Origin of the sequence: Streptomyces sp. Y1, assembly GCF_041053115.1 — a bacterium.
Lineage (GTDB): Bacteria > Actinomycetota > Actinomycetes > Streptomycetales > Streptomycetaceae > Kitasatospora > Kitasatospora rubellomurina.
In genome coordinates this window covers 44,456-68,750 of record NZ_CP163445.1, presented here as the reverse complement: position 1 = coordinate 68,750, position 24,295 = coordinate 44,456, and the positions used below count along the sequence as shown (strand labels likewise).

Here is a 24,295-nt window from a genome sequence, read left to right as displayed (position 1 = left end):
TCGGGAGGCGCAACCGTGGTGGAGAGTGGACCCGGCCCGGCCGGTGCGGAGACACCGGCGCAACCGGCCGAACCGGCCGAACGGGACGTCACCTGGGTCTACCAGCCGGTCGAGGTGGCCCTCGGCGACGGCGGCTGGGCGCTCGGCCGGATCACCGGCTGGTGGCAGGACGCGGCCGGGCAGCGCTGGTGCCGGCTGCGGATCGGCCGCAGCGGGCAGCCGGCCCGCTGGCAGCGCTACGACCCGGCCCGGGTGCTGCTGCTGCCGGCGCGCGGCCTCTGACCAGCGGGTGCGGACGTCTCTGGCGGAACCGTCCACGGCGCCCTATCGTCTCCGGCAGCGACCGCCGACAGGCACCTTCCAGTCACCGGGGACGACGTGAGTTCCGAGATCTACTTCAGCAGCAACTACCGTGACCTGTGCGAGAACTACGGCACCGGCGCGGGCTTCCAGTTCGAGTTCTACTGCTACCGCTGCTCCGACACCTGGCGCTCGCCGTTCGAGCGGTTCACCACCGGCCAGGTGGCCGGCTGGATCGGCAAGGGCGTCAGCGCCGCCTGGAACCTGATCGGCGGCAACGCCAACACCATCAGCAACGCCGCGGACGGCCTCGCCGGGCAGAGCTGGGGCACCTCGCGCGACGCCGCCTTCCAGCGTGCGATCGCCAACGCCCAGGACCACTTCAACCGGTGCGCCAAGTGCACGTCCTACGTCTGCGTCCGCTGCTTCGACCCGGGCCGGGGCCTCTGCTTCACCTGCGCGCCGGACACCGGGGTCGAGGCGGCGGCGGCGCAGCACCGCGGCCTCAACGACATGGTCACCGACCGCGCCTACCAGGTCGGGCAGCAGTCCGGCGCGGAGTTCGACGTCAACGGCCCGCGGCAGCTGGTCTGTCCGCAGTGCCGGGCGGAGACGCACGGCACGCCGTTCTGCCCCGGCTGCGGCTACCGGCTGGCGCAGTCCGAGCAGTGCGCGCAGTGCCACAAGGACGTCCCGGAGGGGTCGGCCTTCTGCCCGTCCTGCGGCACCAGGCGCTGACGCCCGGTACGGCGAAGGCGGGGCGCGCCCGGGGATTCCGGGGGCGTCCCGCCTTCGCGCGTCCGGCCTCGCCGCCGGTGGCCGGTCAGCCGTAGGAGATGTTGGCGCAGGGGTCGTCGTCCGCCGAGCGGGCCGCGCCGGCCACGCTGGTCGGCAGCGGCGCGGGCGCGCCGGCGGGAGCCCCCGGGGCGCCGGACGCGGCGGGCGGGTTGGCGGCGGCGAAGTCGCGGCCGATGACGACGCTGACGCCCTTGCCGGCGCCGCCGGGCTCGACGGTCGAGCCCGGGAACAGCTTGGCGATCGCCTCGGCGGCGCTCTTCTCGCCGCTGCCGTACTCGACGAGGGTGGTGGCGTGCGCCTTGGTGCCGCTCGCGTTGCCGACGGTGACGGAGGTGTAGCCCGCGCCCTTGAGGGCCTCCGCGGCCTTGCCCGCGAGCCCGGCGCCGCCGGTGCCGTTGAGCACGGTGACCTTCACCTCGGCGGCCTTGGCGTCCGGCGGCGCGGCCGGGGAGGGGGAGGCCGGTGCGGCCGGCGTGGTGGGCGCGGCGGACTCGGTGCCGGCCGGGGCGGGCGCGCTCGCGTCCTGGCCGTCGATCGTGCGATCGGCCTTGAGCGCGGCCCACAGCTGGTCCACGTCCGGGTGCACCAGGGCGACCCGGGGGCCCTCGTAACGCCACGGCGCGGTGAGGAACTTGACGTCGTGCAGGTCGACGTCCTTGATCGACATGGCGAAGGAGATCAGCTTGGCGGCCGAGCCGAGGTCGGGGTCGACGGTCAGCGACTTGGTGCCCGCGTCGGCCAGCGGCAGCAGGGTGGTCGGGTCCATGCCGCGCGACTTGACCTCCTTGATGAGCGAGGAGAGGAAGGCCTGCTGGCGCTTGGTGCGGCCGATGTCGGAGCCGTCGCCGATGCCGTGCCGGATCCGGACGTAGTCGAGCGCCTGCTGGCCCTCGACCTTCTGCTTGCCCTTGGCGAAGATCAGCTTGCCCTTGTGGCCCAGGTTCGGGTTGAGGTCTCCCTCGTGGATGTCGTTCGGCAGGCAGACCTCGACGCCGCCGACCGCCTTGGTCATCGAGGCGAAGCCGTTGAAGTCGACCACGATGGTGTGGTCGACGCGCAGGTTGGTCAGCTTCTCGACGGCGTTCTGGGTGCAGGCCGGGTTGCCCTGCTCGGTGTCGCCCACCGAGAAGGCGCTGTTGAACATCACATTGGTCTGCTCCTTGGTCCACTTGCCGTTCGGGAGCTTGCACGGCGGGAGGGTGACCAGGGAGTCGCGGGGGATGGAGATGCCGACCGCGTGCTTGTGGTCGGCGTAGACGTGCAGCAGGATCGCGGTGTCCGAGCGGGCACCGCCGTCCCCGCCGCCGCCGAGGTCGCTGTTGCCGTTGCCGCGGCTGTCCGAGCCGATCAGCAGGACGTTCACCGGGGTGCGGCCCTGGGCGTCCGGGGCGGCGGCCTCCGGGCGGTCCTTGCTGAGCGCGTCGCCGTCGAAGGTGGTGATGTTGCTGTTCAGGCGGTAGTAGATGGCGCCGCCGGCGAGGACCAGCACCGAAGTGATGCCGGCCGTGACCCAGAGCACCTTCTGCTTGGTGCTGCGCTTGGGCTTCGGCTTGGCGCGCCCGGACCGGGGCGCCCCCGCGGCCCCGCCGTCCGCCTTGCCGTCCGGCTTCGCGTCCGGCTTCGCGTCCTTCGTGCGGCGGTCCGCCCGACGTCCCCCGGGTCGGTGCGAGGAATTCTCGTCTACGGGGGAACCCCTGCGCCCAGACACGTCGTCATCCTCCACAGTCGCCACGAAACCCCCGCTCGGAGCGGTGGGTCTGCGTGGACGGGGCCGGAGTCGATCCGGGCAGGCCCAGCGCTAAACTCTCGCACCGCAAACTTTTACACCGCTGTAGAACGCCAGTGGAGCATACTAGGCGCAGATGAGAAAACCAGCTGGTCAGATTGGTCCGCAAGCTCGGACGGATCTGATCGGCGGGCTGCCTCTCGCGTGCTGCTCCCGCGTCGAACGACACGAACGACTCGAACGAGGAGCACCATGATTCACCGGATCGCACGCGTGACGGCCGGCGCCCTGGTGGCACTGCTGGCCGCCATAGGCCTGACCGCCGCGGCGTCCAGCGCGACGGCGGTGGCCGCGCCCAGGTCCGCGGCGGCCGTCACGGGAACCGAGGGTACTGCGCGCACCGCCGGTACGGTCGGGCAGGCCCCGGCAGCGGCCCGCACGGAGGCCCGGCCGGTGCAGGCCGGTCAGGCCGCCACGGGCACGAACCTCGCGGCCAAGGACGACAAGAAGAAGAAGTCGGGCTTCTTCGCCAAGCTCGGCAAGTTCCTGCTGGTTGTGATCATTGTCATCATCCTGCTCGTCCTCCTGCTGATCTGGGGGATCGTCCACCTGGTGAAGCGGATCTTCCGCCGCCGCTGACCGCCGCCGGCCGTCGCCGACCGGCGGGTGGCTCGCCCCGGCCCGGGGCGAGCCACCCGGGCGTGATTGGCCCGGGCCCGGCCGGACGGGCCCGGTTCAGGCGTTCATCGCACTTTCCGGCCCGTGGCGCGCCCCGCCCCGGTCGACGCCCGTCGATGCCCTACGTTCCCGTGCGTGGCCGTTCGTGACCGTCCGTGGCCGTGCGCCGGCGGCCCGGTCACGAACTCCCACCCGCTCCGGAACGCAGAGACCACGGGAGACCACCCCATGAAGATCGCCGTCCGCGGTGCCCTGCTCGCCGCCGCCGTCTCGCTGTGCGCCGCGGTACCGCTCCTCGCCGGGGCCTCGGCCCACGCCGGCTCGACGACGCCCACCACCGATGCCACCTGTGTGCTGAAGGGCCACGGCGTCTTCACGGCCGCGCTGGACCAGGGCGGCCTCGACCTCCCGCTGAGTGACACGCTGGCCATGACCGGCACCGTGACGTGCGTGGACGCCGCCGGCGCGCCCGCGGGCACCGGCACCTTCGAGCGGACGGTCACCATGCCGGCCGCGTCCTGCACCGGCGACGAACACGGCGACACGGCCACCACGACCGTCCACTGGACCGACCGGAGCGCGTCCACCTTCGACTTCAGCAGGATCGACGTCGTGAAGGTGAACGGCACCGCCTCACTGGTCGCCGCCGGCGCCGTCGAGGCGAGCAGCGCGCGCTTCGCGGGCGACGCCCTCAACGCCGTGGGCACCAGCGACGGCACCGGCTGCGGGACCCCGGCGGGCGAGACCGCCCTCGACTCGACCCTCGTGCTCCGGCTCACCCACTGACCTACCCCGCTCCCGCACCCAGAAGGAGGACCCGAGATGCCGTTCCCGCAGACCGAGCCGCACCCGGCCCCGGCCGACCCCGCACTCCCCAAGGCCCGCGTCTACGCCATGCTCGACACGGACGGAGACGGAGTCGCCTCCCGGCACGACTACTTCGTCCGGATCGAACGGGCCCGGCAGGCGACCGGACGCGCCGAGGACGACCCGCTGGTCGCCGTCGCCCGCGCCACGGGCGAACGGGCGTGGGCGGCGATGGACGCCAACGGCGACGGCGTGATGACCTACCAGGAGTACGCGGCCTGGGTGGACGCCGAGAAGTTCGACACCGTCTGCCAGTACGCCCTGGGCGCGCTGTTCGACCTCGCCGACGCCGACCGGGACGGCGCCCTCGACCGCTCCCAGTTCACGGCGCTGCGCCAGGCCCTGGGCAACCCGGCCGACCACGCCGACGCGGCCTTCGACGCGCTGGACGGCGACGGCGACGGACGCGTCAGCCGGCAGGACTACCTGGCCTCGATCCGCGCGTACGTCACGGGCGCCGACTCCCCGATGGGCGAAGCCCTCTACTGACCGCCGCACCTTCCGGGGCCGCGCCCACAACACCGCGCCCACAGCGCCGCGCGCTGACCCCGGGCCCGCCGTCGAAGTCCTCGGCCGGGCGGTGCCCCGCCCGGAGGCCCCGCCCGGCTACGGGCGGGGGGTGGGGCGGGCGGCGAGGAGGGCGATGTCGTCCTCGGCGGCGTCCGTGGCGAGGGCCTCGAGGACGGCGTCGAGGAGGGCGTCGAGGTTGCCGGTGGCGGGCAGGCGCAGGGCGGCGAGGCGTTCGAGGGAGGTGTCGATGTCCTCCTCGCGGCGCTCGACCAGGCCGTCGGTGTACAGCAGCAGGATCTGGTCGGGGGCGAGCGGGTGGGTGGTCTGCTCGTAGCCGCCGAGGCCGGTGCCCAGCGGCGGGCCGGTGGGGATGCCGAGCAGTTCGGTGGGGCGGTCGGGGGCGATCAGGGCGGGCGGGAGGTGCCCGGCGCTGGAGAGCGTCCAGCGGCCGCGGCCCGGGTCGGCGAGGACCAGCAGGCAGGTCGCGGGGCGGGCGGAGTCGTCGGCGGAGATGACGGCGTCGAGCTGCCGCAGGATGCGGTGCGGCGGCAGGTCCATCCCGGCGACGTCGCGCAGCGCCGAGCGGTAGTGGCTCATGTCGACGGCGGCCTCCACGCCGTGCCCCATGACGTCGCCCATGGCGAGCAGCGTCCGGCCGAACGGCAGCCGGACGGTCTCGTACCAGTCGCCGCCGACCACCGAGGCGCTGCCGGAGGGCAGGTAGCGGGAGGCGAGAGTGAGGTTCTGGTGCGGGTTGCCGGGTTCGCTGAGCAGGGCCCGCTGGAGTTCCAGGGCGATGCCCTGCGAGCGGGCGTAGCGGCGGGCGTGGTCGAGGCCGGTGGCGGCGCGAGCGGTGACGGCGCCGATCAGGTCGGCGTCCTCGGGGGTGAAGGCGGGCGCGGCGGCGGTGCGGCCGAGGGTGAGCAGCCCGACCAGCCGGCCGCGGGCGGCGAGCGGCAGGACGAGCAGGGAGGCGGTGCCGGCCGGGCAGCCGTCCTGCGGCTCGGGCGCGCCGAGCACGGCGGCGCCGGCGGCCAGGGCGCGTTCCGCGGCGGAGCCCGCGCGGGGCCGGACGGCGTCGCCGGGGCCGGGGGAGCCGGCGGCGTGCGGCGCCGAGACGGCGGCCCGGTGCAGGCGGCCGGGCGCGCCGTGGCCGATCCGGGGCGGTTCGGCCTCGGGCGGCAGGAGGTCGACGACGGCGTGGTCGGCCAGCCGGGGCACCAGGAACGCGGCGAGTTCGGCGCTGGTGGTGCCGAGGTCCAGCGTGCTGCCGATCTGCTCGTCGGCGGCTTCGAGCAGCGCCAGCCGGGTCTGCGCGGGGCCGGCCGGTACGGGCTCGCCCGGTACGGCCCGGCCCTGCGCCTGGTCGTCGAGCACGGCGACGACCACGCCGGTGATCCGGTCGGCCCGCCGCAGCGCCCGGTAGCGCACCCGCAGGCCGGGCGGTACGGGGGCACCCGCGCCCTCGGGCCCGCCGGTGAGCTGGTCGCGGTCCTGCCCGTCCGCGAGGACCCGGCGCAGCACGGCGGCGGCCGGCCCGAAGGCGGTGGCCTCGGCCGGGCGGCCGAGCAGGTCCGCCCGGTGCAGGCCGGTGGCGGCGGTGAAGGCGGGGTTGAGGTACTGCCAGCGCAGCCGCTCGTCCAGCAGGGCGACGCCGGCCGGCACCCCGGCGAGCACGTCGGCCAGCAGCTCCGGGTCGGCGTCGCCGGGGGCCTTCCGACGCGTGCCGCCCTCGCTACTGTCGGTGACCGCGACGAGGCTGGCGGCGAGCGCCGCCGCCGTTGCCACCAGGGACCGGGAGCCCGGTGCGGTGGGTCGGGAGCCTGCCGCTCGTCTGCGGTGCCGGAACTGCATAGGGCCAATGATCACGCGCCGGAGCCCGGCGCGCCCACACCGGGATGAAAGTTTGACTGCCCGGAGGCGTTGTTGTAACAGGGCGGATGTGCATCGTGCACGTGCGCGCGGGCACGCTCGCATGGTTGCCCTCCGTCGTCGAAGCGGGTTCGCGCGAGGTCAGCGGACCGCCCCCGGCCGCCCGGCCCCGGGACGCCGCCCCCGCGGCCCTGAACGATCGTCCGGTGACGGTCCGTCCGCTACCGGTCCTCGCCGCTCCTCGCCGATCGCCGGGTGGTGACCACCGGTCATACTGGGCGGCGGCGTCCGACCCCGGGCGTCGCGGGCCGCGCCCGGCCGCACCCGACCGGCTCGCGCCGCCCGCCGGTCGGCCGTACGCCCACCCCGGAGGCCCTGATGACCCGCCACCTGCCGTCCCACCGCCCGGCGGCCGGCGCCCGGGCGGTGCCGTGGAACCGGCAGCGGCTGCGCAGCAACAACGAGTGGCTGCTGCTGGAGCTGCTGCGCACCGGCGGCGGCTCCTCCCGGGCCCAACTGGCCCGGGACACCGGCCTGTCCAAGCCGACGGTGTCCGCCGCGCTGGCCGAGCTGGAGCGCGCGGGGCTGGTCCGCGCGGCCGGGCGGGTGGCGCCCGAGCGGGGCCGTACGGCCGTGCTGTACGAGGTCGACCCGACCGCCGGGCACGTGCTCGGGGTGGACGTCGGCCGGGCCCGGCTGCGGGTGGCGGTCGCCGACCTGGCGGGGACGGTGCTGGTCCGCCGGGACGTCGCCAACCGGGGCAGCTCGGCCGACGCCGTCGCGGACGCGGTGGTCGAGGCCGCGCGCGGCGCGACCGAGGAGGCGGGCCTGTCACCCGCGGACGTGGTGCACGCGGTGATCGGCACCCCCGGGGTCTGGGACGAGCAGCGGCGCGGCGTGCGGTACGCCACCAGCCTGCCGGGGTGGGGGCGGCCGGGCCTGTTCGACCGGATCGGGGCGGGCCTGGGCGCGACCGTCTCGGTGGCCAACGACGCCAACCTGGCGGCCCTCGGCGAGTACACCCTCGGCGCCGGCCGGGGCAGCCGGATGTTCGCCTACCTGCTGGTCGGCACCGGGCTGGGCCTGGGCGTGGTCAAGGACGGCGAACTGCTGGTCGGCGCCCACGGCGGGCTCGGCGAGATCGGCCTGGTGCCGCTGCCCGGCCGGCCGGGGGAGCCGGTGGTGACCATCGAGCAGGAGGCCGCCGCGGACGCCGTGGTGCGCGCGGCCCTGGACTTCGGCCTGGACGCGGGCTCCGGCCCGGCCCGGCGGGTCACCGCGGCGCGGGTCTTCGAGCGGGCCCGGGCCGGGGACGGGGCGGCGCTGAAGGCGGTGCGGCAGGAGGCCGAGCGGCTGGCCTACGCGGTGGCCGTGCTGTCGGCCGTCCTCGACCCGGACCTGGTGGTGCTCGGCGGCGGTCTGGGTACCAGCGCGGACCTGCTCCTGGAGCCGCTGGAACAGGCCCTGCACCGGCTCGCCCCGATGCGGCCGACGCTCGCGCCGAGCCTGCTGGGGGAGGAGGCGGTGCTGCTCGGCGCGGTCGCCACGGCCCTGGAGACCGCCCGGCCCGAGGTGTTCGAGCGCCGGACGGCGGGGCTGGGCTGACGGCCCGTCCGGCCGGGCCGCGTCGACGGTCCGGCCGGACGGGCGCCGCTCCCGGCGGCCCGGTGAGTCAGTGGCCCAGCGACTCAGTCACTCAGCGACTCAGCGATTCAGTGACTCGGTGGCCCGGAGGATCAGCCGGTGGCCAGGGTCAGGCCGTACGTGCTGAGGATCGGGTTGACCGGCTGGAAGAAGGTCTCCCCGCCCGAGGTGCAGTCGCCGGAGCCGCCCGAGGTGACCCCCTGGGCCTGGCTGCCGGAGATGAACGAGCCGCCGGAGTCGCCCGGTTCGGCGCAGACCGTGGTGCGGGTGAGCCCGTAGACGGTGCCCTCCGCGTAGTTGACGGTCGCGTTGAGCTCCTGGACGGTGCCGCAGTGCCAGCCGGTGGTGGAGCCGGAGCGGCAGACCGAGCCGCCGACCGGCTGCTCCTGCGAGCCGGAGACCGTCACCGCGCCGCCCGCGTAGTCGTTCACCTGCGGCTGGGCGGTCCAGTCCGGGCCGGCCGCGACCCACGAGTAGTCGTTGCCGGGGAAGGTCGAGCCCTGGAAGGTGCCGATCGAACCGCCGCCGTCGCTGGTGGCGTTGGAGCCGGGCTGGCCGCAGTGGCCGGCGCTGACGAAGCCCGGCTGGCCGTTCTGGGTGACCGGGAAGCCGATCGAACAGCGGGCGGCGTCGTCGATGTAGTAAGCGTCCCCGCCGCGCAGGTCGGCGAGCGGGCGGGGCACGGTGGCGGCCCGCTCGACCCGGACCAGGGCCCGGTCCACGCCGGAGTCCCGCAGGAACGTTTCGGTACGGGCGGCGTCGGTGGAGCGCACCACCACGCTGTTGGTCCGGACGTCGACGTACCAGAGCGGGGTGGCCCCGGGCGCGGCGGCGGAGCCGGCCGCGTCCAGCCGCCGCTTGGCGCCGTCGAGGGCGGCGAGGCCGTGGCGGACCACGGTCGCCCGGCCGCCGTGGGCGGTGACGGCGCGGGCGGCGGAGGCGTCCGTGGTGGCCACCACCAGGGTGGCGTCCGGCCCGTCCACCCAGGCCCCGGCCCAGCGGTCGCCGAGCGTGCGGGCGAGCGCGCCCTGCACCGCGGCGGCCCGCGCCTCCCGGGCGAGGCGCCGGGCGGCGGCCTGCGGGGACAGGCCGAGGTCGCGCTGGTAGGCGCGCAGCAGTGCGGGCGGCGCGGCGGTGACGGCGGCGGCCGGGTCGGCCGGGGCGACGGTCAGGGCGGCGGCGATGGACGGTTCGTCGGCCGGCGCGGGGGCGGGCGCGCTGACGGCGGGGGCGGCGGTCAGCACGACGCCCGCGAGCGCGGTGGCGACGGCGAGCGCACGAATGCGGAGCATGGGGGTCTCCTCGGTCCGGCGTGGGGGTTGCCGGAACCGTAGAGGGCCCAGTGCATTGACCGGAACATGTCGAAGACCCCCGCTCGCGGGAGCTATACCCCCGGCGGGCGGGGGGGAGTCGACCGTCGGGCCGTTCCCGGCCGGGGACTACCGGCTGACCGTCGCACTGGCCAATGACCTCGGCGCGGGATTCACCACGTTCAACTGCGTCACGATCGTGGCCCGACCCGCGGTCGGTGAATCGGGCTGATCGGCCCTCAACCGCCGAGGGTGTCCCAGAACAGGTGCTCGTAGGCCTGCAGGAGCCGCCCGTGCTCACGGGCGGCGGCCAGGGTGCGGCCGTCGAGCGGGTCGGGGCCGAGGGCGTCGGCGGCCTGCCGCTCCAGCTCGGTGGCGGGCTGCGCGAAGAAGTCGAAGAAGGCGCAGGCGTCCTCGGGGAAGCCGTAGTGGGTGCGCAGCGCCCGGGCGATCGAGGCGCAATAGCCGCCCCAGGCGGCGAAGTTGGCGACGAGGGCGGCCGCCGCCGCGGCCGGGCGGGCGTTGAGGGCGAGCCAGGCCAGGTAGGCGGGGTAGGCCTGGCAGCCGGGCAGCGGCGGGTGGTCGGTCAGGGCGTCGGGTGCGTGGGGCGCGTCGGGCGCGAGGCCCGCGGGGCCGGAGGCGGCGGCGAGGGCGGGCAGGGTGCGCAGCGCGGCGCTCTCGCCCTCGGCCATGGTGGCGAACCAGCCGCCGAGCGGCCGGTCGGCGCAGCGGGTGGCGAGCAGGAGCAGGCTGCGCCGGTCGGAGGTGATGATCCGGTGTTGCTGGGCGGCGAGTTGGGCCAGGTCGGTGCGCGGCGCCCGTCCGGCGCCGAGCGCCGCGACGAGGGCGGGGGCGGTGTCGCCGGGCGCCAACTCGGCGCGCAGGTCGTGGATCTGGTCGAGGATCGGGTGGTTCACCGCGGACCTCCGGGGCGGGGTGGGCTGGTTCGCTGCCCTTCCTACCGCCCCGGGTCGGCAGGAAGGGCAGCGACAGGCCGGGCGGTGCCGCCGGGGCCGAGGACGGCGACGGACAGGCGGGTGGTGGTCACGGTGACTCCGGAGGCGGTGGTCGGGGAGGGGGGCGGAACCGGTCAGCGCGGTGGCGGCGGGGCGGCGCCGAGCGACACCGAGCCGAAGGTGAACGGCGGTTCGCGGCGCGGCTTGCGGCCCGTGGCGAGCGGACGGGCGTTCGGGGTGTTCCGGCTGAGCCGGAGCGTGTCGTGGTGGAGGGTGCCGCCCTCCGGGTCGGGCACGGGCAGGCCCCCGGCCCGCAGGGCCTCGACCACCTCGTGCGCGGGCCAGCCGAAGACGTCGACCCCGTGCAGGCCGACCGGGCAGGCCGGACGCTCGTCGCGCGGGTCGCGGGTGACGCCGACGTCCGAGAAACGGCCGTCGCCCGCCCGCCCGGCGTACAGGAGGACGCCCACCCCCGGCAGCGAGAACGCCAGCGTCCAGGTCGCGCCGCAGACGAACGGGCTCTCCACGCCCCCGCGCAGCAGCGCGGTGTGCGGGGCGAGCAGCCGGCGCACGGCGTCCTCGCCGAGCCCGAACGGCAGCTCGGGCAGCGGCGCGGGCAGCCGGACGCCGCGGCCGGGCAGCAGGTCGATCGTCACCCGTCCATGATTCCCGCCCGGGCCGTCGACGGCTGTGGCGCGGGCCACGCGCGGGTCGTGGACCCCCGGGCAGGGCGGGGCCCCGGGCGGGCGGGGTGGCCGTCCCGCCCGCCCGGGGGAGTGTGCGCGACCGGCCTCAGTTCGCGATGACCTGGAGCTTGCCGCTGGTCCCGATGCTGCCGGTCACGTACAGGGTGTGGCCGTCCGGGCCGGCGGCGAGGCCGTTGAGCACGTCCTCGTCGGGGGACACCGTCTCGTCCGGGACGGCGTTGCCGGTGGCGGTGTCGAAGGCGAGCACGGACGGGCCCGCGGTGAAGTCGTTCTCGGCCACGTACAGGCGGGTGCCGTCGGCGCTGATCTGCGGGGAGCTCAGCGAGGTGTTGGTGGGGGTCAGGGCGAGGTGCTTGACGACGGTGTCGGTGGCCGGGTCGATCAGGTCGGCCTGGCCCTGCTGCCCCACGGCGAACAGCCGGGTGCCGTCCGGGGTGAGGACGGGGTTGTAGTCGAGCGCGGTGGCGGTGCCGGGGACGGTCCCGGCCAGCGTCGGCGCGGCGGCCGCCTTCACGTGCTGGACGCCGGTGCTGGTGCCGACGTACAGGTCCTGGCCGTTCGGGCGGATCGCGGCGGTGCCGGTCATGGGCGCGGTCAGCTGGACCGATCCGGTGAACGCCCGCTGCCCGGCGGAGAAGGCCAGCACCCGGGCCGGCGCGTTCTGCCGGTAGGCCGTCGGCCCGTTCTGGACGACGTAGACGCTCGTGCCGTCCGGGCTCACCGTCACGCCGGAGGGCGCGCCGGGGGTCCACCCGGTCTGGCGCGGCTGGTCGGGCAGGGCGACGGTGGCCAGCACGGTCAGCGAGGCGGTGTCCAGCACGCTGAACTGCTGGCCGTTCGCGACGTAGAGGCGGGTGCCGTCCGGGCTGAGCGCCGCGCTGACGAAGACCTGGTTGGTGCCGACCGAGACCTGGCCGGTGACGGCGTCGCTACGGGTGTCGACGGCCTTGACGAGCACGGTGGAGGCGGGGCCGTCCACCACGACGTACGCCTTGGTGCCGTCCGGGCCGACCATCGGCTGGGCCCGGTTGTTGCCGACCGCGATGACGGCCTCGGTGCCGGAGACCGGCGTGGCCCGGGTGGCCGCGGCGGCCTGGGCGGCGGTGCCGGTGAGCGCCAGGACGGTGGCGGCGGCCGTCGCCGCCGTCCAGCGGGCGGCCTTGGCGCGAGTCCTCTTGGACATGGATTCCCCCTTGGTCGTGCGTACCGCGTGGTTGCGGTGCAGGGGGAAAGGTAACCCGACAATCTGACGACGTGTGGATCAACCGGCGAACATCTGCGCCGCGACCCGCTGCCACGACCGCTCCGGTACGACCGCCTGCTGCCCGCCGCGCGGGCCGGTCACCGGGGCCGGGGCGGGTTGACCCGGGCCTGCTGGGCGAGGAGGTCGGCGAAGGCCACGGTGAGCGGGTCGGGGCGGGTGCGGGTGTAGGCGGTGAGGACGCGGCGGACCGGCGGGTCGGGTCGCAGCAGGACGCCGTCGAAGTGGGCCGGGACGATGTCCGCCGGCACCAGCGCCGGGCCGAGCCCGGCGGCGGCGAGCAGGGGCGCGGCGGAGGTCTGTTCGGCGCGCACCGCCGCCCGGGGTCGGAACCCGGCCCGGGCGCAGACCTGGTCGAGCAGGTCGGCGAGGCCGTTGTCGGGCGCGTAGTGGACCCAGGCGCGCTCGGCGAGGTCGGCGAGCGCGACCGAGGCGGCGGGGGCCTCGGCCGGCGGGTCGTCGGCGGCCGGCCGGTCGGCGCTCGGGCGGTGTGCCAACGGGTCGTCGGCCGCGACGACGATCGTGAACTCCTCGACGCCGAGTTCGCGGATCGGCCCCTCCCAGCCGGCCGGGGCGGGACCGATGCCGACGTCGGCGCGGCCGGCGGCCATCGCGTCCTGGAGCCGGTCCGCGTGCGCGTACTCGCGCAGCCGGATCCGGACGCCCGGGTGCCGGTGGCGCCAGGCGCGCAGCACCGGCGGGAGGATGCCGAGGCTGACCGAGTAGACGACGGCGACCTCCAACTCGCCCTCCTCCAGGCCGGCCGCGCGCCCGGCCGCCACGGTCAGGCGCTCGGCCTCGGCCAGGGCGGCGCGGGCGTGCGGCAGGACGGCCCGGCCGGTCGGCGTGAGCCGCACCGCACGCGGCAGGCGCTCCAGCAGTGCGCCGCCGAGGGTGCTCTCCAGCGCCCGGATCTGGTGCGAGAGCGCGGGCTGGGTGACGTGCAACTGCTCGGCCGCGCGGGTGAACGAGCCGGTGTCGACGACGGTGACGAGGTATTCGAGCTGCCGGAGCGTGGGGGTTGCTGCCATGAGCGGATGTTATCGGTGCGGTAGAGAACAAGCCTTGGACTCATGGCAGCCGCCCGGGAGAGGGTCGTGCTGCGGCCGACGCGGGAAGCAGCGGGCGGCCGGTTCCCCCGATGACTCGAACGCGAAGGAGCATTCCCATGTCCGATGGCACCTCTCTGCAGGGACGGCGACTCGTGGTGGTGGGCGCGGGTTCGCGCACCGGCCGGGCGCTCGCCGCGGCCGCCTCGGCCGCCGGTGCCGAGGTCGTGCTGGCCGGGCCGGACCCGCGCAAGCTGGAGTGGACGGCCGGCGAGCTGTCCGGGCCGTCCGAAGTCGTCCCGGTCGACCTCGCCGACGAGCGGTCGATCGCCGACCTGGCCGGGGCGGTGGGCCGGTTCGACCACCTGGTCTCGACCGCCGCGATGCCGGCCAACGGCCCGCTGAAGGACCTCGAACTCGCGGACGTGCAGCGGGCGTTCGCCGCCAAGGTGATCGGTCCGCTGCTGCTCGCCAAGCACCTGGCCGGGCAGGCCTGCGAGGGCGGCTCGTTCACCTTCTTCTCCGGCGTGGCCGCCTGGCGCCCGGCCCCCGCGCGCACGGTCATGGCCACCACCAACGGCGCGCTGGCCTTCCTGGTGCGGGCGCTGGCGGTGGAGATCGCCCCGGTCCGGGTCAACGCCGTGTCCCCCGGCATCGTCGACACCGGCTCCTGGGACGGCCTGGGCTCCGACAAGGAGGCCTTCCTGCGCGGGGTGGCGCAGCGCAACCCGGCCCGCCGCGTGGGCAGCACCGAGGACCTGGTCAAGGCCGTGCGCTACGCCATCGACAACCCGTACGTCACCGGCACGGTGCTGCACGTGGACGGCGGCGGCCGGCTCGCCTGACACCCCGCCCCGCAGTCCCCGTCACCGATCCACTCCCGAGGAGTCGCACCATGCGCTCGCGCACCCTGATCCGCACCGCCGCGGCCGTCGCCGCCGTGGCGGGCCTGACGGCCGGCACCGTCGCGGCCGCGCCCGCCCGCGAGGACGACCGTCCGTCGTCCTCGCGCGCCTGGCCGCAGCGGCTGATCGACCGCTCGCCCGACCTGGTCCGGCCGAAGGCGCTCACCGTCGACCGCTCGATCGGCGAGCGGCGCGCCGCCCAGGAGGTCCACCTGGCGCAGCAGTTGTACACGTTCTGGAACACCGGCCGGCAGCCGTACCTGGACGCGGCGATCGACCCGCGGTTCCGGGACAACACGCTGCCGCCCGGCCGTCCGCAGGGCCCCGCCGGCCCGGCCGCCGCCTCGAAGGCCTTCCGGGCCGCCGTGCCGGACCTGACCTGTGAGCTGTCCGACGTCCTGGTCACCGGCGACCGCATCACCGCCCGGCTGGTCTTCCGAGGCCACTTCACCGGCACCTTCAACGGCATCAGAGGCCAGGGCCAGAACGTCGAGTTCAACGCCATCGACATCCAGCACGTCGGCACCGACCGGATCGTCGAGGACTGGCACATCGAGGACAACGAGGCGCTGCTGGCCCAGTTGGGCGTTCGCGGCTGAGCGCGGGACGGGGCCGCGCCGTCGAGCGGCGCGGCCCCGTCCGCCGGGTCAGCTGTGCTTCCAGGTCACCGAGAAGGCGGAGCCCCCGCTCAGCCCGGAGGTGGTGGCCTTGGTGGTGCTGCCGGAGCCCATGGTGATGTTGTCCGGGTTGAAGCCGCCCAGGCTCTGGCCGTTGACCTTGGCGCCGCTGAACGACACCGAGCCGAAGTTGGAGAGCGGCAGGACGCCGGAGGAGCTGGACGGCGCCTCGGCGATCACCTCGGCGGAGGCGAGGGCGGCGCTCTTGAGGGACTTGTTGACGGTGTGGCTCCAGCCGGCCGTGGTGTCGGACAGCGTGAGGGTGAAGGAGCCGCTGCCGTTGGTGGTGACGCTCGCCGTGAAGTGGTCGCCCGGCCGCACGGTGCTGCTGAAGTTGGACGGGTACTGCGGGTACATCTCGTACCAGGAGGAGTACACCGGCGTGCCGCTCGAGCAGTCGGCCTCGGTGCCGGTCTGCTCGACGCTGTTGCTGCCGTCGCCGTCGAGGCCGACCCAGAAGCTGGACCAGGTGTTGGAGCCCGAGCAGGAGACGGCGGGCTGGACCCAGCTCGCGCTGACGCTGGTGAACCGGGCGCCGGTGGCGGCGTAGCCGGCCCAGTTGCCGCTGGTGCTGTGCAGGAGGCCGCCGCCGTGGTGGGCGAGCGGCGCCTGGACGAGGGTGGGGGCGGTGGCGGCGACGGTCGGTGCGGCGGTGCCCAGGACGGTCAGCAGGGCGGTGGACACGGCGATGGTGTGCCGACGAACTGCGGACATGGCTACTCCCTTGTGAGGGTGTGGAGTTGGCCGAGCGTCGACAAAGGTAGACCCGGTGGAGGATCCCGGGGAGTTACGGGGGGATAACGAACCCGTGCGCTGTCTGTGACGGCCGAAGGCGAGTGGTGGTCAGCGCAGGTCGGGCTGCCCGAAGCTGATGCGCAGCACAGCGAGCCGAGGGGGGCGGATCCGATGTCCACAGCCGTGCCGTCGCAAGGTCCGGACAGCCGCAGACCGGTCGGGCCGGTCGTCCCGGCCCGGGCGGGGATCGACCGCGCCGCGCCGCGCCGGTCGCGGGTCGGACTTGTCGCGCAGTTCGTCCTGCAGTTCGTCTACCTGTGGCTGGGGCCGCTGGTCGGGATCGCCCTGCTGGCCCTGCTGGTCTCGTCGGGCGGGGGTGCCGGAAGCGGTGGTGAGGGTGACGTGATCGTGGGCCCGTTCACGACCGTGGCGTTCGGGCTCTCCTGGCGGCGCCTGCGCGTCGAGTGGAACGGCCGGCCCGAGGCCTGGGAGCCGTTCACCGAAGGGATCCTGAAGAAGCGTTTCGCCCGCGCCGAGCGGAAGAGCGGCTGGGAGCCGGGCGACCTGCCGCCCAACGGCGTGCGCCGGGCCGTCGCCTCCCTCGGGCTCCACCACTACCGCGGCCTGGCCCCGACCCGGGTCGAGCAACTGGCCGCACGGCACGGCTGGTCGGTGGACTGGGCCAAGCCCCGCTCGGAGAACGACGGCCAACTGCACTTCTTCCGCCCGATGCCGCCTCCGGAGCACCTCGGCGTGCCCCTCCCGTACGGCCCGGTGCCCGAGCGCGGCGCGCCGTGGGGGCCGATGCGCTGCCGCGTGCTCCTGTCGCTGCTCACCCTCGTGTTCCGGCCGCGGGTGCGCCTGCTGGAACTGCGCCGCAGCCCCGACGCGTACGCGCGCCACCTGCGCGGGCACCTGGCGAGGAAGTTCCGGAAGGAGCTGGCGTGCGACCCGCGGAAGCACTACCGCTCCGGCCCGGACGGCCGGATCCTGCGCCGGGTCGGCGTCAAGCCCTGCCACTTCCGGTGCGCGGGCGCCGCGGCCGTGCTCCGGGTGGCCGCCGAGGAGGGCTGGACGCTCGACCCCGCGTTCCCCGCCGACCCGCGGCGGACCGTCCACCTCTGCCGCCCCGACGACGGCCGCCGCCGGACGGGCTGAGGCCGGGGCGGCTGCCGTGCGGCGAAACCCGCTGGTGAGCGGCGCGCGGGCGCCCGTAGACTCCCGTACTCGTGACCGACACCACCGACACCACTCATGCCACCGGTACCACTGATGCCGCCGTTCCGGCCGCTGCCGCCGCGCCCTCGGGCGACGCCGGGCTGATCGCCGCCGCCGTGGCCGCCGCCGGGCGGGGCCTGGTCGAACGCGAGACGGTGGCCGAGGTGGTGGCGCTGTGCGCCGTGGCCGGCGAGCACCTGCTGGTGATCGGCGCCCCCGGCACCGCGAAGTCGGAGGCCGTACGGCGGGTCGCCGGGCAGCTCGGCGGCCGGTACTTCGAGTACCTGCTCGGCCGGTTCACCGAACCCAACGAACTGTTCGGCCCGGTCGACCTGCGCCGACTCCGGGAAGGCCGGGTCGAGTTCGAGACCGCCGGCATGCTGCCCGAAGCCGAGATCGCCTTCCTGGACGAGGTCTTCCTCGGCTCCACGGCCGTCCTCAACACCCTGCTCGGCCTGCTCAACGAGCGGGTCTTCCGGCGCGGCCGGACGGCGGTGGCCAGCCCGCTGCGGATCTGCGTCGGCGCCGCCAACCACCTCCCCGAGGACCCGGCCCTCGCCGCCTTCGCCGACCGCTTCCTCGCCCGCGTCTTCGTCGAACCCGTCACCGACGCCCGGCTGGAGGAACTCCTGGAGGCCGGGCGCGGCGGCCGGCCCACCACCCCCGACGCGCCGGCCGGCGACCTGCTCGGCGCCCTCGACCGGCTCGCCGCCGCCGCCCGCGCCTGCGACCTCACCCCCGTCACCGGCCTGCTCGGCACCGCCCTGCGGCGGCTGCGCTCCGCCGGCATCCCGATCAGCGACCGGCGCGCCGTCCGCTCCCAGAACCTCGTCGCGGCCGCCGCCGTCCTCGACGGGCGCGACACCGCCTCCGCCCGCGACCTGTGGGTGCTGCCGCTCGTCGCCCCCACCGCCGACGCCCAGGCCCTGGCCCGCGAAACCCTCGCCGACCTGGTCGGCCGGGCCGCCAACCGCAGCCTCGCCCACACCGCCGAGGAGATGTCCCGCAGCGCCGCCGCCCGCGCCGAGCGGCTGATGCGCACCGGCGCGGCCGTCCTCGCCGAACACGGCGGCCTGCCGGACGGCCGCGACTCCCGACTGCGCCTGGAAGCCGTGCTGCGCGAGATCGACGCCGGATTCGCCCCGACCGACCTGCCCGCCCCGCTCGCCGGCATCCGGGCGGGCCTGGTCGCGGTGGTCGCACCCGCGTGACCACCCTCCGACTCCGCTGGGAACGCCGCGAACCCCCGCTCAGCGCCGCCGCCGTGCTCGCCCTCGGCCCCGCCGTCCCCGCCCTCGCCGCCGCCACCCGCGACCGGCTCCGCGCCGGCCACCGCCTCTCGGCCGCCACGGACGGCACCGCCCTGCTCGTCCTCGGCCCGGCGGACGACCTGCCCTGGGCCGACGGCGCCCACTACCTCGGCCTGGACGGCCGCCTGCTGGTCCCGACCACCGCCCGCCCGCTGCCCGCCGCCGACCTGTGGCGCTCCGCCCTCGGCGCGGCGGACGGCCAGCTCTGCGCCCTGGTGCCCGGCCACGGCCTGGTCGCGGACGTCCCACCGCCGCTGACGGACCCCGAGGCGCTGGCCGCCCTGCTCGGGGGAGCGGCATGAGCGGCACCGGACACCTCACCACCCCGGGCGGCACCCGGGCCGCAGTCGAGCCGTGGGCCGGGACGCTGGCCGCGCTGACGCCCGAACTGGCCTCCGCACTGGGCCCGTTGCTGCGCCGCCTGGATGCGCTGATCGGGGAGCGCGAGCCCGTCGCCGAGGCGCAGGGCGAGCCGGACGGCTTCGGCGGGCTGGCCCGGTCCGGGCCCCTGGAGCGGCTGCTGCCCTCCGAGTGGCTGCTGGCTGAGGAGTTCCCGGAGGAGTTCCTGCGGCGCTACACCGAGCACGAACTGCTGCACCTGGCCGCCGAGTTGCGCAGCACCACCAGCCGCGGCCGGGTGGTCGCGCTGGTGGAGGCCGGCCCGGCGCAGGCCGGGGCGGGGCGGCTGGTGCAGCTGGCGGCGCTGCTGGTCCTGCACCGGCGGGCCGCGGCGCGCGGCGGCGAGCTGGTGGTGGGCGTACTGGGCGACGAGCCGGGGCGGCTGTTCGGCGGCGAGCCGGCCGAGCTGCTGCCGCGCTGGCTGAACGCCCGGCGCCCGACCGACCCGAGCGCCGAGGACGTCCGGCGCGCCGAGGACGCGCTGGACGCGGCCGACCGCGCCTGGCTGCTGGCCTCCCCGCGCCTGGCGGCCGAACTACCCGCCCGGCCCCGGACCCTGACCGCCGAGGAGGCCGGCTGGAGCGCCGAGGGCGTCGGCCGGGTGCGGGTCCGGGTGGACGGCGGCGCGGACGCCGAGCTGACGCTGCCGCCCGCGCCGATCGCCGTGCGGGCGCTGCGCGGGGCCGAGTTCCGCCGGGCCCGGGCGGCGACCACGGAGACCTCCGCGCCGCTGCCCGTCACCGGCGGCGCGCTGCCCGTGTTCACCTCGGGCACCCGGGAGTTGCTGCTGCGCGGGGCGGACGCGTCCGTGCTGGTGGCGGTCAAGCTGGTGTGCGACGGCTCGGTGGAGAGCAGCGGCCGGCCGCGCCGCCACGTGCTGCGCGGGCCGGTGGTGGCCGCCGCGCAGCACGGCCGGCGGCTGCTGGTGCTGTGCGTGGTGCGCGGGCGGCTGGTGCTGGAGGTGATCGGCCGCCCGGTGCCCGACCCGGACGGCTACGCGGTGGACGCGGCGGCGGTCGGCCTGCCCCCGGCCGGCTCCGCCGCGTTCGCGGAGCTGACGGACCAGCCGGTGCTGCCCGTCCTGCGCGAGGACGACGGCCTGCTGCTGCCGGTCGCGGGCCGGTGGCGACGGATCGCACCGGGCGGTGTGGTCACCGAGGACGGGCCGGTGGCGTCCACCGCGGGCGGCCGGCCGTTCCGGTGGGCGCGCGAGCCGAGGCTGTCGGCCGTCCCGCTGCCGCCCGCGGCGGCGGACGCGGCCCACGTCGTGCACGGCGCCGGGCTGGTCGGCTGGTCCGCGGACGGCCGCGAGTGGCGGCTGGACCACGAGCGGATCGGCCCCCGCTCGATCGTCCTGCGCGACGAGGGCGCCGAGGTGATCGGGCTCACCCAGGAGGGCGGCGAGCCCGTGCTGATCACCCGCACCGGGGCGGCCGGCCTGGTGCGGGCCGTCCGCGCGGACGGCGTGCGCACCCACACCGGCCTGTCCGGCGGCGCCGGCACCCCCGCCGTCCACCCGAAGCTGCCGCTGATCGTCGCCGAACCGCGGCCCGGCGCCCTGGTGGTCGCGGACACGGTGACCGGCCGACGGCACTTCACCATCAGGAGCAGCGAGTGACGAACCCCGCCCTGGACGCCGCCGGTTTCGTTCTGGACGTGCCGCTGATCGGTGCCGCCGAGGCCGCCGAACGCGTGCTGAGCCACTGGCAGGACGGCGCGCGCCTGCTGGAACTGCCGGACGGCCGCTGGGTGTTGACGCTGCCCGCGCCGGTCCGCACCCGCCCGGACCGGGCGCCCGGCGAACCGCTGCGGGCGGTCGGCGGCGCGCTGGTGGCCGCCGGCGCCGACCAGCGCGCGCTCGACGGGGGAGACGTCCTCCTCGTCGCGGGCGGTCTGACGTACCGTCATGCCATTGCCGGGATGCGGCCGTTGGACCCGGCCCACTGGCTGGACCCGACCGGGATCGCCGTCCACCGGCTGGGCCCGGTCGGCACCCCGGCCGCGCCGGAGCCCGTCGAGGAGGACGAGGCCCTGCGCCCGCCCGTCGTCGACCTGCGGGCGGCGGCCGGCGTCCGCGAGCGCAGCTCCTGGGCCGCCCGGCTGCTGGGCGAGCGCCGCCCGCGACGCCCGCAGCGCCCGCGGCCGCCGAGGAGCCTGGCCGGCCGGCCGGGGGACCCGACGTACCCGCGGCCCCCGGCCGGCCGGCCGGCGCCACCGGTCTGGCCGAACGCGCTGTTCCTCGCCGCCGTGCTCTGCGGCGCCCTGCCGTACCTGCCCAGCGCCGTCGAGCGGGGCGAGTCCGAGATCTGGAGCGTCATCCCGGTCCTGACCGCCGCGAGCATCGGCCTGGCCGTCCTCCCCTGGGCCAAGGCCCGGCGCGACCGGAAGGCCGCCGCCCCCCAACACGCCGGCGCCGCACGGCAGTCCGGCGCTCCGGACGGTCCACGGAAGAGTGCCGCCGCCCGCCGCCCGCGCGGGCAGTGGCTGGCCCGGCTCGCCCTGCGCAGCCCCGCCGGCACCCTGTTCCAGCGCCGCCAGGCCCGCTACGTCGCCCGCCTCGCCCGCTCCTTCCGGCAGCGCCGCTGGGAGGACGCCCTGCGCGACGCCGTCCGGCTGGCCGGGGACGCCGGACGCGGGCCCGGCGGCCTGCTCGCCCTGCGCCTGCCCGCCCGCTTCCGGGGCGCGCTGCGCCCGGACCCGCGGGAGCGCGCCGGGGCGCCGGCCGCGATGCCGATCAGCGGGCCCACCGTGCACGGCTTCCTCAACGACCTCTACCGGGAGGCCGCCGAGGCGCTGGAACGCGAGGCCCGGATCGACGAGGCCGCCTACGTCCTCGCCGACCTGCTGGCCGAACCCGCCGAAGCCGTCGCCCTGTTGGAGCGGCACGGCCGCGTCGAGCAGGCCGCCGAACTCGCCGAGGGCCGCGGACTCCCGGCCGACCAGGTGGTCCGGCTCTGGTGGCGGGCCGGCCAGCGCGAGCGGGCGGTGCGGATCGCCCACCGCCGGGGCGCCTTCGCCGCCGCCGTCGAACGGCTCGCGGCCACCGACCCGCAGGCCGCGCGCGAGCTGCGCACCGCCTGGGCCGCGCACTGCCGGGAGGCCGGCGACCGGCTCGGCGCCGTCGACGCGGTCTGGCCGGACGCGGCGCTGCGCCCCACCGCCGTGGGCGACCTGCGCGAGGCCGTCCTGCTCGGCGGGGCGGCCCGTGGGCGCGCCCTCGTGCACCTGCTCGCGCTCGGCCCCGCCGGGAGGGCCGCCGACGCCGCGACCGGCCCCGAGGCGCGGACCGCCCACGACGCGCGGACCGCCGCCGACGCGCGGAACGCCGCCGAGGTCATCGCCGGCCTCGCCCTGGCCACCCTCGCCGCCGACGCCCCGGACAGCGAGCGGGCCGCCGCCCTCACCGCGCTGGCCACCGTCCCGGCCGCCGATCCGGCCGTCGACCGGCAGCTCGCCACCGCCGCCCTGCGCGCCGTCACCCGGGGCGGTGGGTTCGGCGACGGCGGTGACACCACGACCCAACGGGCCCGCTACACCCGGCTGTCGCAGCGCGCCGACCCGCTGGCGGCCGCCGACCTGCCGAAGCCGCGCCTCGCCGCGCCGACCCCGGGCACCCCGCTGGAGGTCACCGCCGCCGACCGCCCCGGCACCCTGCCCGTCCTGGACGCGGCCCGGCTCGACTCCGGCGCGGTGCTGGTCGCCTGCGGCCACGCCGGGGTGCGGCTGCTCGGCCCGGACGGCCGCACCCGGGCCCGCTGGGACGTGCCCGCCGACGAACTGGTCCTCGCCGACCACGGCGGTTCGGCGCTGCTGGTCGCCCGCTACGGCGAGGTGCGCGACATCGCCCGGCTCGACCTCGTCACCCGCGCGGTCGAGCGCTGGACGACCCTGCGGGTGCGCGGGCTCGCCCGCTCCTACGACGGCCGCCGGCTCGTCACCGTCGACCCGGACGGCACCATCGCCGTGCTCGACACCCGCACCGCCCGCCCGACCGTGGTCCACCGCGAACTCGGCGGCGACCAGCGGCTCCTGGGCGCGATCGCCCGCACGCCCGACAGCTGCGCGGGGCTCGTGCACACCCACCCGGCGCCCGGCTCGCACCGCGTCGAGATGTCCGAACTGTGGCAGTGGGAGCAGCCGGACTGGACGCTGCGCGGCCGCTCCCACCTGAACCGCACCGGGCCGGACCGGCCGGGCCCGTACGTGGCGGACCTCGACGGCGCGGTGCTGCTCGCGGACGGCCGGCTGCTCGACACCGGCCCCGGGGCGGCGGCGGACACCACCCTGGTCCGGGCGGTCGGGGACGGCCGGGTGGCCGAGCGGAGCGTGCGCGGCCAGGGCGTGCTGAGCGCGGACGGCACCCACTGGGCGTTCGCGGCGCGGCTGTCCGGCGCGCTGCACGTCACCCTCGGCGGCGGCCCGCCCGGCGCCCCGCTCGTCGGCGGGTTCACCGCAGTCTTCCCCGGCGCGGACGCCTCCCCGGTCGGCCTGCGCCGGCACGGCGACGCGCTCACCTGCTGGCACCGCAGCGGCCGGCTGTTCGCCACCACTCCGGACGGCGCCACGCTGCTCGCCAACCTGCGGGTCACGACCGGGTCATGACCCGTCCCCGAGGTAGCGGCCGAGCAGGCCGTCCGCCGTCAGCATGGCCGTGCCGCGCTCGGTGAGCCGGTGCTGCCAGCCGGCCAGGGCGGCGGCCAGTTCGGCGGTGCCGCCCGCCGCCCGCACCTGCCGGAGCACGCCCGCGATCCGGGCCAGCGGGTAGCCGCCGCGCCGCAGCAGGTGGGCGAGTTCGGCGTCGCGCAGGTCGGCGGCGAGGTAGACCCGGTGCCCGGTCGCGCGGTCGCGCGCCGGGGCCAGCACCCCGGCGGCCTCCCAGGCCCGCAGGGTGGCCGGGGTGACGCCGAGGCGGTGCGCCAACTCGCCGATGCTGTGGGGGAGTCGGTCGTCCGGGCGGTGCGGCGCGGGGTCCGCCCGCCCGGTCAGGTGGCCGACCGCCTCCCGGACGGCGGCCAGCGTCTCCCGGTCGCGCAGCAGCCGGGCGTGGCCCCGGTCGACGGCGGTCAGCGCCTGGTCGAGCCGGTCCGTGTGCACGGCGGCCATCACCTCGCCCGCCGTCGCGTGCCCGTACGCCGCGACGAGCGCGAGGTGGGCGCGCAGCGCGGCCGCGTGCCGCTCGGTGTAGACCCGGTAGCCACTGGCCGTACGGGCGGCGGGCGGCAGGAAGCCGTCCCGCTCGTAGTTGCGCACGGCCTGGGTCGAGATGCCGTGCTCGCGGGCGAGATCGGTTGGGCGCATCCGGACCCCCGTTTGAGACTTCTTGGAGAAAAACCCGGGCTGAGACCGGAAAAGTCTCAACCGACCATTCAAGGA

22 protein-coding genes are annotated in these 24,295 nt (G+C 76.6%); 13 read left to right on the top strand and 9 right to left on the bottom strand.

Features of this window, described 5'->3' with window-relative positions:
• Positions 1-15: 15 nt before the first annotated feature.
• Both AB2U05_RS00350 and AB2U05_RS00345 read left to right on the top strand, forming a co-directional pair.
• Positions 16-282: a hypothetical protein gene (locus tag AB2U05_RS00350; RefSeq protein ID WP_157882133.1), complete on the top strand. Its 267-nt coding sequence runs from the start codon at positions 16-18 to the stop codon at positions 280-282.
• Between the two features lie 96 nt (positions 283-378).
• Entirely contained in the window at positions 379-1,038 is a 660-nt protein-coding gene (locus AB2U05_RS00345; protein ID WP_045697786.1) for a zinc ribbon domain-containing protein, read from the top strand.
• 85 nt (positions 1,039-1,123) lie between these two features.
• Here AB2U05_RS00345 and AB2U05_RS00340 read toward each other — a convergent pair whose 3' ends face one another.
• A complete protein-coding gene (locus AB2U05_RS00340) occupies positions 1,124-2,806 on the bottom strand; it encodes an LCP family protein (RefSeq protein WP_369182040.1) in 1,683 nt (560 codons plus the stop codon).
• Between the two features lie 270 nt (positions 2,807-3,076).
• On the opposite strand from AB2U05_RS00340, the gene AB2U05_RS00335 reads away from it, so the two are divergent.
• The 3 genes from AB2U05_RS00335 to AB2U05_RS00325 all read left to right on the top strand — a co-directional run bounded on the left by AB2U05_RS00335 (position 3,077) and on the right by AB2U05_RS00325 (position 4,858).
• On the top strand, positions 3,077-3,463 hold the full coding sequence (locus AB2U05_RS00335; protein WP_369182039.1) for a hypothetical protein: 387 nt from the start codon (positions 3,077-3,079) through the stop codon (positions 3,461-3,463).
• Between the two features lie 267 nt (positions 3,464-3,730).
• Entirely contained in the window at positions 3,731-4,288 is a 558-nt protein-coding gene (locus AB2U05_RS00330) for a hypothetical protein (RefSeq protein WP_045697792.1), read from the top strand.
• A 36-nt stretch (positions 4,289-4,324) separates the two neighbouring features.
• Entirely contained in the window at positions 4,325-4,858 is a 534-nt protein-coding gene (locus AB2U05_RS00325) for an EF-hand domain-containing protein (protein ID WP_244178824.1), read from the top strand.
• A gap of 117 nt (positions 4,859-4,975) precedes the next feature.
• On the opposite strand, the gene AB2U05_RS00320 is transcribed toward AB2U05_RS00325, so the two are convergent.
• Positions 4,976-6,667, bottom strand: a complete 1,692-nt coding sequence (locus AB2U05_RS00320) for a SpoIIE family protein phosphatase (RefSeq protein ID WP_369182038.1) — start codon at positions 6,665-6,667, stop codon at positions 4,976-4,978.
• Positions 6,668-7,129: 462 nt separating this feature from the next.
• Here AB2U05_RS00320 and AB2U05_RS00315 point away from each other — a divergent pair, with 462 nt between their 5' ends.
• On the top strand, positions 7,130-8,356 hold the full coding sequence (locus AB2U05_RS00315; protein WP_369182037.1) for an ROK family protein: 1,227 nt from the start codon (positions 7,130-7,132) through the stop codon (positions 8,354-8,356).
• Positions 8,357-8,487: 131 nt separating this feature from the next.
• Here AB2U05_RS00315 and AB2U05_RS00310 read toward each other — a convergent pair whose 3' ends face one another.
• The 5 genes from AB2U05_RS00310 to AB2U05_RS00290 form a co-directional block, all read right to left on the bottom strand.
• Entirely contained in the window at positions 8,488-9,687 is a 1,200-nt protein-coding gene (locus tag AB2U05_RS00310; protein WP_052706783.1) for a S1 family peptidase, read from the bottom strand.
• 257 nt (positions 9,688-9,944) lie between these two features.
• Positions 9,945-10,622 (bottom strand): transcriptional regulator, encoded by a 678-nt coding sequence (locus AB2U05_RS00305; protein ID WP_369182036.1) that lies wholly within the window; start codon positions 10,620-10,622, stop codon positions 9,945-9,947.
• 173 nt (positions 10,623-10,795) lie between these two features.
• Positions 10,796-11,317 (bottom strand): hypothetical protein, encoded by a 522-nt coding sequence (locus tag AB2U05_RS00300; protein ID WP_369182035.1) that lies wholly within the window; start codon positions 11,315-11,317, stop codon positions 10,796-10,798.
• Between the two features lie 136 nt (positions 11,318-11,453).
• Positions 11,454-12,551, bottom strand: a complete 1,098-nt coding sequence (locus AB2U05_RS00295) for a hypothetical protein (protein ID WP_369182034.1) — start codon at positions 12,549-12,551, stop codon at positions 11,454-11,456.
• Between the two features lie 158 nt (positions 12,552-12,709).
• On the bottom strand, positions 12,710-13,660 hold the full coding sequence (locus tag AB2U05_RS00290; RefSeq protein ID WP_045697801.1) for a LysR family transcriptional regulator: 951 nt from the start codon (positions 13,658-13,660) through the stop codon (positions 12,710-12,712).
• 137 nt (positions 13,661-13,797) lie between these two features.
• Between AB2U05_RS00290 and AB2U05_RS00285 the strand changes: the two genes are divergently transcribed.
• Both AB2U05_RS00285 and AB2U05_RS00280 read left to right on the top strand, forming a co-directional pair.
• Complete coding sequence (locus tag AB2U05_RS00285) at positions 13,798-14,523, top strand: SDR family oxidoreductase (protein ID WP_045711172.1); 726 nt, start codon at positions 13,798-13,800, stop codon at positions 14,521-14,523.
• A 50-nt stretch (positions 14,524-14,573) separates the two neighbouring features.
• Complete coding sequence (locus tag AB2U05_RS00280; protein WP_369182033.1) at positions 14,574-15,182, top strand: ester cyclase; 609 nt, start codon at positions 14,574-14,576, stop codon at positions 15,180-15,182.
• A 48-nt stretch (positions 15,183-15,230) separates the two neighbouring features.
• Here the strand turns inward: AB2U05_RS00280 and AB2U05_RS00275 are convergent, their stop codons facing one another.
• Positions 15,231-15,974: a G1 family glutamic endopeptidase gene (locus tag AB2U05_RS00275; protein WP_045697807.1), complete on the bottom strand. Its 744-nt coding sequence runs from the start codon at positions 15,972-15,974 to the stop codon at positions 15,231-15,233.
• A 192-nt stretch (positions 15,975-16,166) separates the two neighbouring features.
• Between AB2U05_RS00275 and AB2U05_RS00270 the strand changes: the two genes are divergently transcribed.
• From AB2U05_RS00270 to AB2U05_RS00250, 5 genes are all read left to right on the top strand, one after another.
• On the top strand, positions 16,167-17,153 hold the full coding sequence (locus AB2U05_RS00270; RefSeq protein ID WP_369182032.1) for a hypothetical protein: 987 nt from the start codon (positions 16,167-16,169) through the stop codon (positions 17,151-17,153).
• A gap of 71 nt (positions 17,154-17,224) precedes the next feature.
• Entirely contained in the window at positions 17,225-18,424 is a 1,200-nt protein-coding gene (locus AB2U05_RS00265; RefSeq protein ID WP_107072995.1) for an AAA family ATPase, read from the top strand.
• Positions 18,421-18,825, top strand: a complete 405-nt coding sequence (locus AB2U05_RS00260) for a hypothetical protein (RefSeq protein WP_369182031.1) — start codon at positions 18,421-18,423, stop codon at positions 18,823-18,825. Before AB2U05_RS00265 ends, AB2U05_RS00260 begins: the two co-directional genes overlap by 4 nt.
• Entirely contained in the window at positions 18,822-20,540 is a 1,719-nt protein-coding gene (locus AB2U05_RS00255) for a hypothetical protein (RefSeq protein ID WP_369182030.1), read from the top strand. Before AB2U05_RS00260 ends, AB2U05_RS00255 begins: the two co-directional genes overlap by 4 nt.
• Positions 20,537-23,524: a bpX6 domain-containing protein gene (locus tag AB2U05_RS00250; RefSeq protein ID WP_369182029.1), complete on the top strand. Its 2,988-nt coding sequence runs from the start codon at positions 20,537-20,539 to the stop codon at positions 23,522-23,524. The genes AB2U05_RS00255 and AB2U05_RS00250 overlap by 4 nt, the downstream gene beginning before the upstream one ends.
• On the opposite strand, the gene AB2U05_RS00245 is transcribed toward AB2U05_RS00250, so the two are convergent.
• On the bottom strand, positions 23,519-24,220 hold the full coding sequence (locus AB2U05_RS00245) for a MerR family DNA-binding transcriptional regulator (RefSeq protein WP_045711319.1): 702 nt from the start codon (positions 24,218-24,220) through the stop codon (positions 23,519-23,521). The two genes, AB2U05_RS00250 and AB2U05_RS00245, sit on opposite strands and share 6 nt — an antisense overlap.
• Positions 24,221-24,295: the final 75 nt, after the last annotated feature.

Coding starts and splice junctions, on each gene's coding strand:
- AB2U05_RS00310 (WP_052706783.1), bottom strand. CDS start 9,687: ATGCTCCGCATTCGTGCGCTCGCCGTCGCCACCGCGCTCGCGGGCGTC.
- AB2U05_RS00330 (WP_045697792.1), top strand. CDS start 3,731: ATGAAGATCGCCGTCCGCGGTGCCCTGCTCGCCGCCGCCGTCTCGCTG.
- AB2U05_RS00315 (WP_369182037.1), top strand. CDS start 7,130: ATGACCCGCCACCTGCCGTCCCACCGCCCGGCGGCCGGCGCCCGGGCG.
- AB2U05_RS00280 (WP_369182033.1), top strand. CDS start 14,574: ATGCGCTCGCGCACCCTGATCCGCACCGCCGCGGCCGTCGCCGCCGTG.
- AB2U05_RS00275 (WP_045697807.1), bottom strand. CDS start 15,974: ATGTCCGCAGTTCGTCGGCACACCATCGCCGTGTCCACCGCCCTGCTG.
- AB2U05_RS00295 (WP_369182034.1), bottom strand. CDS start 12,551: ATGTCCAAGAGGACTCGCGCCAAGGCCGCCCGCTGGACGGCGGCGACG.
- AB2U05_RS00290 (WP_045697801.1), bottom strand. CDS start 13,660: ATGGCAGCAACCCCCACGCTCCGGCAGCTCGAATACCTCGTCACCGTC.
- AB2U05_RS00335 (WP_369182039.1), top strand. CDS start 3,077: ATGATTCACCGGATCGCACGCGTGACGGCCGGCGCCCTGGTGGCACTG.
- AB2U05_RS00285 (WP_045711172.1), top strand. CDS start 13,798: ATGTCCGATGGCACCTCTCTGCAGGGACGGCGACTCGTGGTGGTGGGC.
- AB2U05_RS00255 (WP_369182030.1), top strand. CDS start 18,822: ATGAGCGGCACCGGACACCTCACCACCCCGGGCGGCACCCGGGCCGCA.
- AB2U05_RS00245 (WP_045711319.1), bottom strand. CDS start 24,220: ATGCGCCCAACCGATCTCGCCCGCGAGCACGGCATCTCGACCCAGGCC.
- AB2U05_RS00325 (WP_244178824.1), top strand. CDS start 4,325: ATGCCGTTCCCGCAGACCGAGCCGCACCCGGCCCCGGCCGACCCCGCA.
- AB2U05_RS00270 (WP_369182032.1), top strand. CDS start 16,167: ATGTCCACAGCCGTGCCGTCGCAAGGTCCGGACAGCCGCAGACCGGTC.